General features: G+C 72.3%; 9 protein-coding genes. 6 read left to right on the top strand and 3 right to left on the bottom strand.

Annotated features, from left to right (window positions below):
• Window positions 1-195: 195 nt before the first annotated feature.
• Window positions 196-465: an antitoxin gene (locus ACFV9M_RS19670; protein WP_385064615.1), complete on the bottom strand. Its 270-nt coding sequence runs from the start codon at window positions 463-465 to the stop codon at window positions 196-198.
• A gap of 24 nt (window positions 466-489) precedes the next feature.
• The gene (locus ACFV9M_RS19665; protein WP_385064617.1) at window positions 490-828 is read right to left on the bottom strand and encodes a hypothetical protein; all 339 of its coding nucleotides are present in this window, start codon (window positions 826-828) and stop codon (window positions 490-492) included.
• Window positions 829-1,010: 182 nt separating this feature from the next.
• Here ACFV9M_RS19665 and miaA point away from each other — a divergent pair, with 182 nt between their 5' ends.
• The 6 genes from miaA (at window position 1,011) to hflX (ending at window position 9,660) form a co-directional block, all read left to right on the top strand.
• Window positions 1,011-1,949, top strand: a complete 939-nt coding sequence (gene miaA / locus ACFV9M_RS19660; RefSeq protein ID WP_385064619.1) for a tRNA (adenosine(37)-N6)-dimethylallyltransferase MiaA — start codon at window positions 1,011-1,013, stop codon at window positions 1,947-1,949.
• A gap of 108 nt (window positions 1,950-2,057) precedes the next feature.
• Window positions 2,058-2,567 (top strand): hypothetical protein, encoded by a 510-nt coding sequence (locus tag ACFV9M_RS19655; RefSeq protein ID WP_385064773.1) that lies wholly within the window; start codon window positions 2,058-2,060, stop codon window positions 2,565-2,567.
• A gap of 156 nt (window positions 2,568-2,723) precedes the next feature.
• Complete coding sequence (dapF, locus tag ACFV9M_RS19650; protein WP_385064621.1) at window positions 2,724-3,593, top strand: diaminopimelate epimerase; 870 nt, start codon at window positions 2,724-2,726, stop codon at window positions 3,591-3,593.
• Window positions 3,594-3,894: 301 nt separating this feature from the next.
• Window positions 3,895-6,270, top strand: a complete 2,376-nt coding sequence (locus ACFV9M_RS19645) for a RelA/SpoT family protein (protein ID WP_385064624.1) — start codon at window positions 3,895-3,897, stop codon at window positions 6,268-6,270.
• Between the two features lie 146 nt (window positions 6,271-6,416).
• Window positions 6,417-8,030: a M1 family metallopeptidase gene (locus tag ACFV9M_RS19640; RefSeq protein ID WP_385064627.1), complete on the top strand. Its 1,614-nt coding sequence runs from the start codon at window positions 6,417-6,419 to the stop codon at window positions 8,028-8,030.
• A 136-nt stretch (window positions 8,031-8,166) separates the two neighbouring features.
• Entirely contained in the window at window positions 8,167-9,660 is a 1,494-nt protein-coding gene (gene hflX, locus ACFV9M_RS19635) for a GTPase HflX (RefSeq protein ID WP_385064629.1), read from the top strand.
• A 199-nt stretch (window positions 9,661-9,859) separates the two neighbouring features.
• Here hflX and ACFV9M_RS19630 read toward each other — a convergent pair whose 3' ends face one another.
• The gene (locus ACFV9M_RS19630) at window positions 9,860-11,083 is read right to left on the bottom strand and encodes a trypsin-like serine peptidase (protein WP_385064631.1); all 1,224 of its coding nucleotides are present in this window, start codon (window positions 11,081-11,083) and stop codon (window positions 9,860-9,862) included.
• Window positions 11,084-11,224: the final 141 nt, after the last annotated feature.

The following is an 11,224-nucleotide window of genomic DNA, read 5'->3' as shown; positions in this document are numbered from 1 at the left end:
CCGGGCGCCCCCGGGGGGGCGGCCGGGGGCGGGCCGGGGGCGGGGGCGCGCGCGGCCGTCCGCCGGTCTGTCCGCTGATGTCGCTGTACTGCTGCTGCACTGCTGCACTGCTGCACTGCTGCATTGCTGTATTGCCGTGCTGCCGTGCTGCCGTGCTGCCGTGCTGCTGTACCGCTGTTTTCCGCGGACCGCTGGTCAGGAGCGTGGCGGGGGCGTGCTCGGCGGCGTGAACGTGTCGCCGCCCGCCCCCGGCCCGTCCCTGTGCGAGAGCCGGTCCATGGCGCCTTTGGCCTTGTCGGTGCCCGTGTGAATCTTGTCGCTGTACTTGCCCTTGGTCCTGTCGTCGACGACCTTGGCGGCCTTGTCGATCCCGTGGTGGATCTTGTCCCCGTGCTGGTGCGCGAGCCCGGAGACCTTGCCCTTGGCCGGAGCGAGCTTGGCCTTCAGATTGTTCAAGAGACCCATGGGTCACCTTCCCTGGCGGGTCCGTTACCTGCGGGCGCCCTCGCCGGCCTCGCTGTCGACGGTCTCCTCGGAGGACTGCTGCCGGGGGATCTCGACACCGTCGGTGGCGGGGTCCGTATCGGCCGACGACACCGTCTCCTCGGCGTCACCGGCCCCACCGGAGTCCCGCCCCGGAGCGTCCCCGGCGGTCGGCGCCGCTTCCGCGCCGTCCACCGGCGTACCGGCCGACGCCTCGGCGGTGGTCTCCGCCTCCCGCGCGGTCGCCTCCTCCGTGACCGTCTCCTTCGCCGCCGCCGTCTCCTCCGTAGCCGCCGTCCCCTCCGTGGTCTTCGACCTCCGGAAAAGCCGCGCCAAAACGCCCATATCCACTCCATACGGTACTCGTGCGGGCGAAATCCCGCGTTGCCCGGTGCGTCCGTTTGCGCCACCGGGATGCGCCGCCCCGCGAACGGGTGACGGGAATCTCGCAACGGGCAACGACACCGCAGCGGCCCCGTCACGTAACTCGTTCGAGGGCCGGGTGAGAGGTTTGCGAAACTGGTGCCGTGAGCAGCGCACCCCTCGCCCCCCGCGTCATCGCCGTCGTCGGACCGACCGCGGCCGGAAAGTCCGATCTGGGCGTCTTCCTGGCCCGGCACCTCGGCGGCGAGGTCGTCAACGCCGACTCCATGCAGCTCTACCGAGGGATGGACATCGGCACCGCCAAGCTGACGCCGGAGGAACGCGGCGGCGTCCCGCACCACCTCCTGGACATCTGGGACGTCACGGTCACCGCCTCCGTCGCCGAGTACCAGAGACTGGCCCGCGCCCGGATCGACGCGCTGCTCGCCGAGGGCCGCTGGCCGATCCTGGTCGGCGGCTCCGGGCTGTACGTCCGCGGCGCCGTCGACAACCTGGAGTTCCCCGGCACGGACCCCGAGGTCCGCGCCCGTCTGGAGGAGGAGCTCACCCTGCGCGGCTCCGGTGCCCTGCACGCCCGGCTGGCCGCCGCCGACCCCGAGGCGGCGCAGGCGATCCTGCCCAGCAACGGCCGCCGCATCGTGCGCGCCCTCGAAGTGATCGAGATCACCGGCAAGCCCTTCACCGCCAACCTTCCGGGCCATGACTCCGTCTACGACACCGTCCAGATCGGCGTCGACGTGTCGCGCCCCGAACTCGACGACCGCATCGCCCGCCGCGTGGACCGGATGTGGGACGCGGGACTCGTGGACGAGGTGCGCGCACTGGAGGCGCAAGGCCTGCGCGAGGGGCGTACGGCCTCGCGCGCACTGGGCTACCAGCAGGTACTCGCCGCACTCGCCGGTGAGTGCACCCAGGACGAGGCGCGCGCGGAGACCGTCCGTGCCACCAAGCGCTTCGCGCGCCGTCAGGATTCCTGGTTCAGGCGCGACCCGCGGGTGCACTGGTTGAGTGGGGCCGCGGCGGACCTCACGGAACTTCCGCGGCTTGCGTCGGCATTGGTCGAACGACCGGTTACAGCCTGATCACGTCATGGCATCGGGACGCTCAGGCCGTCATCCGGGCCTCCGGCCCCGTGCCATCATCGAGCTTCGATCGACCAAGTGGAGTCCGAGTTGGGAGGGCGCGTGGCGATGGAGGCCGGCCCTCGCGACACCGCACAAGGCACCGAGCACCTCACCACCGAGCGGGGTGAACCGGAGCCGGAGGAAGGACGTCTGAGCCCGGACGGGCCGGACGCCGACGACACGCAGGACGGCGTGACCGCCGACGGGCCCGAACCCGAGGAGATGTTCGCCGTCGGCCCCGAGGTCGAGGTCGAGCTGCGGCCCCAGCGCCGGCTGCGGATCTGGCAGCTCGCCCCCATCGTGGCCCTGGCCGCGACCGGCTCCCTGATGTTCGCGTTCCCCCTCGCCTTCGACTTCGGCGACAGCGGCGCCGTGATCGCCATGCTGGGGCTGCTGATCTGCTCCTGCGCGGCCGGCTGGGGCATGATGGCCGCGCGCCGCGTCGGACACACCTGGCCCGGCCTGCCCCAGCGCGGCTCCGGCCGCCGCCCCGACTGGCGGGTCGTCCTCGCGTACGTCCTGGTCGTGGCCGCGGTGGTGGTCCTGGCCGTGTGGCGGGTCGCCCGGCTCCGCTAGGCCCTTCCACCCGGCTCCGCTAGCGCCCTTCCAAGGGCCCTGTGAGCGTCCGCGACCGGCGCGACGAAAGCCTTCACGCGCGCGTGCCCGGCCGGGCTCCCCAGGTGCCGCGCCAGCATGGGCCACGGTGTCGGAGCCACCCCGTACGATCGAGGGATGAGCACGCGGATCGCCTTCCTCAAGGGTCACGGCACGGAGAACGACTTCGTGATCGTTCCCGACCCCGAGAACGCCATCGACCTCCCCCTGACCGCCGTCGCCGCCCTGTGCGACCGGCGCGCGGGGATCGGCGGCGACGGGCTGCTGCACGTCGTGCGGTCCGCCGCGCACCCCGAGGCGCGGGCCATGGCGGCCGACGCGGAGTGGTTCATGGACTACCGCAACGGCGACGGCTCCATCGCCGAGATGTGCGGCAACGGCGTCCGCGTCTTCGCGCGCTACCTCCAGCACGCCGGACTCGCCACCGAGGGCGACCTCACGGTCGCCACGCGCGCGGGCGTGCGGACGGTGCACATCGCCAAGGACGGGGACGTCACCGTCGGCATGGGCCGGGCACGCCTGCCCGAGGGGGACGTCACGGTGACCGTCGGCGAGCGCACCTGGCCCGCGCGGAACGTGAACATGGGCAACCCGCACGCCGTCGCCTTCGTCGACGATCTCGCGCACGCCGGCGACCTGTACGCCCCGCCGCCCTTCAGCCCCGCCTCCGCCTACCCCGACGGGGTCAACGTCGAGTTCGTCGTCGACCGCGGCCCGCGGCACGTCGCCCTGCGCGTGCACGAGCGCGGATCCGGCGAGACCCGCTCGTGCGGCACGGGCGCGTGCGCCGTCGCCGTGGCGACCGCGCGCCGGGACGGCGCCGACCCGGCCGTCACCGGCGCACCGGCCACGTACACGGTGGACGTCCCCGGCGGCCGCCTCGTGATCACCGAGCGCCCCGACGGGGAGGTCGAGATGACCGGCCCCGCGGTCATCGTCGCCGAAGGCACGATCGACCCGGAGTGGCTGGAAACCGCCGCCCGCTGACCAGCCCGCCGGCTTGGCATCGGAGGCCGACGCGGCACGGTGGCGCACAGGAGTGCCGCCGGGGCCGGGCCCGAGTCTTCGACTCCGCGACCTGCCGCAGTTCAGGCGGCGCAAAACCGTAAACCTCCCGACCATCGCTCGAATGGGTGATCCGTTTCACGCTCGGGGAGAGGCGGTCGGCCGGGCGTGCTGGGCTCGGTAGCATCAAGCACCGGCCCGGACGGGAGACCGTTGCCAGGCCCCTGAGCCGTGTCCGCCCCGGGGCACTCCGTCCGCCGGTCGACGCAGCCGGAGGTGCCCCATGAGTGCGGAGGCCACGAACCCCGCGACCCCAGGCCCGGTGGTGCCTGTCGCTTCCCGCAGGCGCAGCCGCCCCCGGATCGACCTGCGGCGGCTGGGCCGGGCCGCGTTGCTCGGCCCCGCCTCGCGCGGCCGGCTGCCCGACGCGATCGGCCATGTCGTCGAGGCGCACCGGGCCCACCACCCCGACGCCGACCTGGACCCGCTGCGCCGCGCCTATGTGCTCGCCGAGTCCTCGCACCGCGGCCAGATGCGCAAGAGCGGCGAGCCGTACATCACGCACCCCCTCGCCGTGACCCTCATCCTCGCCGAACTGGGCGCCGAGACCACGACGTTGACGGCCTCCCTGCTGCACGACACCGTCGAGGACACCGATGTGACGCTCGACCAGGTCCGCGAGGAGTTCGGCGAGGAGGTGCGCTATCTCGTCGACGGCGTGACGAAGCTGGAGAAGGTCGACTACGGTGCCGCCGCCGAGCCCGAGACGTTCCGCAAGATGCTCGTCGCCACCGGCAACGACGTCCGCGTGATGTCGATCAAACTCGCCGACCGGCTGCACAACATGCGCACCCTCGGCGTGATGCGCCCCGAGAAACAGGCCCGCATCGCCAAGGTCACCCGCGACGTCCTCATCCCGCTCGCCGAACGCCTCGGAGTCCAGGCCCTCAAGACCGAACTCGAAGACCTCGTGTTCGCCATCCTCCACCCCGAGGAGTACGCGCACACACGCGAGCTGATCGCCGAGAACGCCACCCGCGCCGACGACCCGCTCGCCGAGTTCGCCGACGCGATGCGCGGCGTGCTGCGCGAGGCCGACATCCAGGCCGACGTGCTCATCCGGCCCCGGCACTTCGTCTCCGTCCACCGCGTCTCCCGCAAACGCGGCCGACTGCGCGGCTGTGACTTCGGCCGCCTGCTCGTCCTCGTCAACGAGGACGCCGACTGTTACGCGGTCCTCGGCGAACTGCACACCTGTATGACGCCGGTCGTCTCGGAGTTCAAGGACTTCATCGCCGTCCCCAAGTTCAACCTGTACCAGTCGCTGCACACCGCCGTCGCCCGCGCGGACGGCCAGGTCGTCGAAGTCCTCATCCGCACCCACCAGATGCACAAGGTCGCCGAGGCCGGTGTCGTCGCGCTCGGCAACCCCTATGCCTCCCCCGCGGAGGAACACAGCCTCTCGGGCGACGGCGAACGGGTCGACCCCACCCGGCCCGGCTGGCTCTCCCGCCTCCTCGACTGGCAGGAAGCCGCGCCCGACCCTGACACCTTCTGGTCGACCCTGCGCGAGGACCTCGCCCAGGACCGCGAGATCACCGTCTTCCGTCCCGACGGCGGCACCCTCGGCCTGCCCGAGGGCGCCACCTGCGTGGACGCCGCGTACGCGCAGTACGGCGAGGACGCCCACGCCTGTATCGGCGCCCGGGTCAACGGCCGCCTCGCCACCCTGAGCACCGTGCTGCGGGACGGAGACACCGTCCAGCTCCTGATGGGCCAGGACCCGGCCTCCGAGCCCTCCAGGGAGTGGCTGGAGCACGCCCACACCCCGGCCGCCCGCATCGCCATCCAACGGTGGCTTGCCACACATCCCGCGCCCGACAGCGCGGCGGAGGACTCCGACGGCGGACCCGACGGCGGGCACGGCGGCGGGCACGGCCGGCCCGGCGGGCACGGCAGGTTCGGCGGGAACGGTGGGTTCGGCGGGAACGGTGGGTTCGGCAGGGTCGGCAAGGTCGGCAGGTTCGGCGGGGGCAGTGGGCTCGGCGGGGGCGGTGGCTTCGGCGGGGACGCCGGGGGAGACACGGCCGCCGGGGCCTCGCGTACGGCAGGAGCGGGGACCGCCGCCGAGGGGACAGACGGGGGGAGAGCCGCGGAGGGCGTCTGTGCGCGGCCCGTCCCCGAGGGGCCGGTCTCCCGGCCCGGCGACGCGATCACCGCAGTGGACCGGCCCCGGGCGAGCGTCCGGCTCGCCGGCTGCTGCACGCCCGTGCCCTCCGACGAGGTGACCGGTTTCGCCGTGCGAGGGGGAGCGGTGACCGTGCACCGCGTGGAGTGCGCCGCCGTGGCGCGTATGACCAAGGCAGGGCGCTCACAGGTCGACGTGCGCTGGGGGGACACCACCGAGTGCCGGGTCACCCTGGTCGCCGAATCGTTCGGCCGCCCCCATCTGCTCGCCGACCTCACCGAGGCGATGGCCCTGGAGGGCGCGGAGATCGTCTCCGCGACCGTCGAACCCCCGAGCCAGCAGCGCGTACGCCACACCTACACGCTCCAGCTCCCCGACGCCGCCCATTTGCCCGCTCTGATGCGCGCCATGCGGAACGTGCCCGGCGTGTACGACGTGACCCGGGCACAGCACCACGCGCCGGCGCCCTGAGACGCGCCTCGCCGGCAGGCGAGGGGGCCGCGGCCGGTGGAGCGGCGCCCCACCCCTCACCCACCGCCCACACCCGGGCAATCCGTTCGAGTGGGCCGGTCGCGCGCCGTCGCGGAGCCGCCCGCACGCGCTGGTAGCGGTGGTGCATGCCCCTCACCTCCCGCACCGCCCTCACCATCACCACCAGCACCCCTCTCACCACCAGCACCCCTGTCACCTCTTGCCCCCCTCTCGCCTCTGGCACCGCCATCACCACCGGCACGCCACTCACCTGCCGCACCGGCCGTCTCCGGACCACCCCCTCCCGCCGCCTCACCTCCGCGCTGCTCGCCTCGGCCGTCACGGTCTGCCTCGTCGCCGCGAGCGGTCCCGCGACCCCGCTCGGCATCGGCGACCGCCTCTTCCCGTACCTGGGCAACCCCGGCTACGACGTGACCGCCTACCACCTGTCCTTCACGTACTCCGGTGACAACAGCAAGCCGCTCCGGGCGGTCACCACCATCGACGGCCGGACCAGCACCGCCCTGGACCGCATCAACCTCGACTTCGCCCACGGCACGGTCGAGTCCGTCGAGGTCGACGGAGAGCCCGCCGCCTTCGCCGGCGCCGGCGAGGACCTGGTGATCACACCGGAGGAGCCGCTGCGCGCGGGCGACCGGATGCGCGTCACCGTGCGGCACACCAGCGATCCGGTGAGCGTCGCCGGACGGGACGGCGGCTGGGTGCGGACCGCGGACGGCCTGGCCATGGCCAACCAGGCGGACGCCGCCCACCTGGTGTTCCCCTGCAACGACCACCCCTCCGACAAGGCGAGGTTCACGATCCGCGTCACCGCGCCCGCCGGCTACACGGCCGTGGCCAACGGGCTGCCGGCCGGCGTCGACAGGTCCGGCCGTACGACCACCTGGACGTACCGCACGCACCACCCCATGGCCACCGAGCTTGCCCAGGTGTCCATCGGCCGCTCCACCGTCCTGCACCGCAAGGGACCGCACGGACTGCCCGTCCGGGACGTCGTGCCCACCGAGGACCGCCGGCTCCTCGAACCGTGGCTGAAGAAGACCCCCGACCAGATCACCTGGATGGAGAGCAAGGTCGGCCCCTACCCCTTCGAGACGTACGGCCTGCTCATGGCCGACGCCGCCACCGGATTCGAGCTCGAGACGCAGACCCTCTCCCTCTTCGAGAAGGACCTGTTCACCGAGCCCGCCTACCCCCGCTGGTACATCGAGTCGATCATGGTGCACGAGCTGGCCCACCAGTGGTTCGGCAACAGCGTCACCCCCCGCGTCTGGTCCGACCTGTGGCTCAACGAGGGACACGCCACCTGGTACGAGGCCCTCCACGCGGAGGAGAAGGCGGGCCGCACCGTGGAGGCCCGCATGAAGGCGGCGTACGGCGCCTCCGACCGCTGGCGGGCGGCCGGCGGTCCGCCCGCCGCCCCCAAGCCGCCGGTGCCCGGACAGAAGATCGGCATCTTCCGCGCGAACGTCTACGACGGCGCCGCCCTCGTGCTGTACGCCCTGCGCCAGAAGATCGGCACGCGCGCGTTCGAGCAGGTGGAGCGTGCCTGGGTGCGCGACCACCGGGACGCCACGGCGGGCACCGCCGACTTCCTGCGCCTCGTCGAAAGGATCTCCGGACGCGACCTCGGAGCCTTCTTCCACCACTGGCTGTACGACGAGAAGACCCCGCCGATGCCCGGACACCCGGAGTGGACGTCCGCAGCGCCCGCACCAGCCGCCGAGGTCGCAGAATAAGACGGTGACGAGACGGGCCGTACCGTGCGACCATCGACAGGTCGGCGTGGCACGAGGACGACGGGAATCTCCCGGGGTACTCGAGCGTTGACCACAAGGACCGCCCCATCGGCATCCCCAACGACGTAAGGACCCAATGACCTCCTCTTCTTCCCCTTCCCAGGACACCAAGCGCTTCGCGCACGCCTACCCCGAAGGTCTTCGGGCCGATGCCCTGATGGAAGAGGACGTCGCCTGGAGCCACGAGATCGACGGAGAGCGGGACGGCGACCAGTTCGACCGCTCCGAGCGCGCGGCTCTGCGCCGTGTCGCGGGCCTCTCCACCGAACTCGAGGACGTCACCGAGGTCGAGTACCGTCAGCTCCGCCTGGAGCGGGTCGTGCTCGTCGGCGTCTGGACCTCGGGGACCGTACAGGACGCGGACAACTCCCTCGCGGAGCTGGCCGCCCTGGCGGAGACCGCGGGCGCGCTGGTGCTCGACGGCGTGATCCAGCGCCGCGACAAGCCCGACGCGGCCACCTACATCGGCTCCGGCAAGGCCGACGAACTGCGCGACATCGTGCTCGAAACGGGCGCCGACACCGTCATCTGCGACGGTGAGCTCAGCCCGGGTCAGCTGATCCACCTCGAGGACGTCGTCAAGGTCAAGGTCATCGACCGTACCGCCCTGATCCTCGACATCTTCGCCCAGCACGCCAAGTCCCGGGAGGGCAAGGCGCAGGTCGCGCTCGCGCAGATGCAGTACATGCTGCCGAGGCTGCGAGGCTGGGGTCAGTCGCTGTCCCGGCAGATGGGCGGCGGCAAGGGCGGCGGCCTCGCCACCCGAGGTCCCGGTGAGACCAAGATCGAGACGGACCGGCGCCGGATCCGCGAGAAGATGGCGAAGATGCGCCGTGAGATCGCGGAGATGAAGACCGGCCGCGAGATCAAGCGTCAGGAGCGCAAGCGCCACAAGGTGCCGTCCGTGGCCATCGCGGGCTACACCAACGCCGGCAAGTCCTCGCTGCTCAACCGTCTCACGGGCGCGGGCGTCCTGGTCGAGAACGCCCTGTTCGCCACCCTCGACCCGACCGTGCGCCGGGCCGAGACCCCCAGCGGCCGGCTGTACACGCTGGCGGACACCGTCGGCTTCGTCCGGCACCTGCCGCACCACCTGGTCGAGGCGTTCCGCTCCACCATGGAGGAGGTCGGCGAGTCCGACCTGATCCTTCACGTGGTGGACGGCTCGCACCCGAACCCGGAGGAGCAGCTGGCCGCCGTCCGCGAGGTGGTCCGGGACGTCGGCGCCACCGACGTGCCCGAGATCGTCGTGATCAACAAGGCGGACGCGGCCGACCCGCTGACGCTCCAGCGGATCATGCGGATCGAGAAGCGTTCCATCGCGGTCTCGGCCCGCACCGGCCAGGGCCTCGACGAACTGCTCGCGCTCATCGACGACGAGCTGCCGCGCCCGTCGGTCGAGATCGAGGCGCTCGTGCCGTACACCCTCGGCAAGCTGGTCGCGCGTGCCCACACCGAGGGCGAGGTGATCTCCGAGGAGCACACGGCGGAGGGCACCCTGCTGAAGGCGCGGGTGCACGAGGAACTCGCGGCGGACCTCGCGCCGTACGTCCCGGCATCGCTCGCCTGACACCCTCCCGTACGACGGCCCGCCCCCTGCTCGGTGCAGGAGGCGGGCCGTCGGCGTGCACGGGGCTGCTCGGGGACGGCGGTCGTCGTGACCGCCCTGGTCGCCGTCGAGCCGGTCGACGCGCGCCACCGTCCCCAGCCCGTCGTACGGCGGGCGACGGCGGCGGATGCCGGGCAGCCCCCGGCGCCCACCGCATGGATCACTGCCCGGCGAACTTGCCGCTCACCGAGTCGTACACGCCTTTGGCCACCTCGCCCAGCCGTGGCCCCGCGAGCCAGCCCGCCTTCACCGGGCCGATCGAGGTGTTGGACACGAGTGCCGGCTCGCCGTCCGACCCGGTCGCCACCCAGCCGCCGCCGGACGCACCGCCGGTCATCGTGCAGCCGATGCGGTACATCGTCGGGTCCGTGGCGTTCAGCGACAGCCGCCCCGGCGCGCCCTGGCACTGATACAGCTTCTGCCCGTCGTACGGCGCCGCCGCCGGGTAACCCGTGGCGGTGACACTGCCCACCTTCGCCACGGCCGGCGCCGCGAAGTCCACCGGCAGGGCCGAACCGACCGTCTCCTCCAACGACTTGCCCGAACCACCCTCCTCGGGCGTCACATGGATCACCGCGAAGTCGTACGGCGCCCCGTCACCGCCGGTCTGCCCGCCCTGCGCGATCCACTGCTCCGAGGTCTGCGCCCAGTCACCCCACCAGACGCCGTACGGCGCCACCTGCTCCTTGGTGGCCGTCTGCAACTCCGCGTCCGCCATGCCCGAGTCGTTGTACGACGGCACGAACGCGATGTTGCGGTACCAGCCGCCCTCCTTGCCGGCGTGCACGCAGTGGCCCGCAGTCCACACCAGGTTGGACTTGCCGGGGTGTGCCGGGTCCTCGACGACCGTCGCCGAGCAGACCATCGTGCCCTCGGGGGAGTCGAAGAACACCTTGCCCGCCTCGGGAGCGTTGGCGTGATACCCGGGCGACACGGCCGTCGCCTCCACCACCGCCGGCGTCGGGTCGGTCACCCCCTGGTCGTCCGCGAGGCCGCTGTCGTCGACCGCCCGCTCCGGGTCCTCGGCCTCACGCATCCGGTCCTGGTCCCACAGGCCCTCGATGATCGGGTTGATGTAGTCCTGCGCCTCGCGCAGCCAGTCGTCCCGGTCCCAGTCCTTCCAGGCGCCGTTCCTCCACTTGTCGAGGTCGATCCCGTGCTCCTTGAGCCGGTCCTTGAGGTCGTCCGGGATCGTGATCTTGCCGTCGCCACCCGCCGAGGCGGACGCGGTGGCCTCGCCTCCCGCGTCGGCGCTGCCCGAGTCGCACGCGGTCGCGGTGAGAACGAGCACCGAGGCGAGAGCAACAGCGCCCAGCACGGGGGAGGTTCTGCGGCGGGCGTCCCTCCCCCGGCGAACGGTCGACGACGGCCGTATGGATCGCATGGTCTGACTCCCCCTGCTGTGGACGAACTCGGAGCGGTGGCCGTTCCCGGCGTGGAACTCATGGCGCTCTCACGCCCGGTTCACATGAGTCTCACGGCCCCGTGGAACGGCATCACACGATATGCGTTCGCCGCGGGGGAC

The sequence above is a fragment of the Streptomyces sp. NPDC059895 genome (genome assembly GCF_042731035.1).
In the GTDB taxonomy this organism is placed as follows: Bacteria; Actinomycetota; Actinomycetes; order Streptomycetales; family Streptomycetaceae; genus Streptomyces.
Note: the sequence above shows the minus strand (reverse complement) of the source record. Positions and strands in the feature narration are given on the sequence as shown.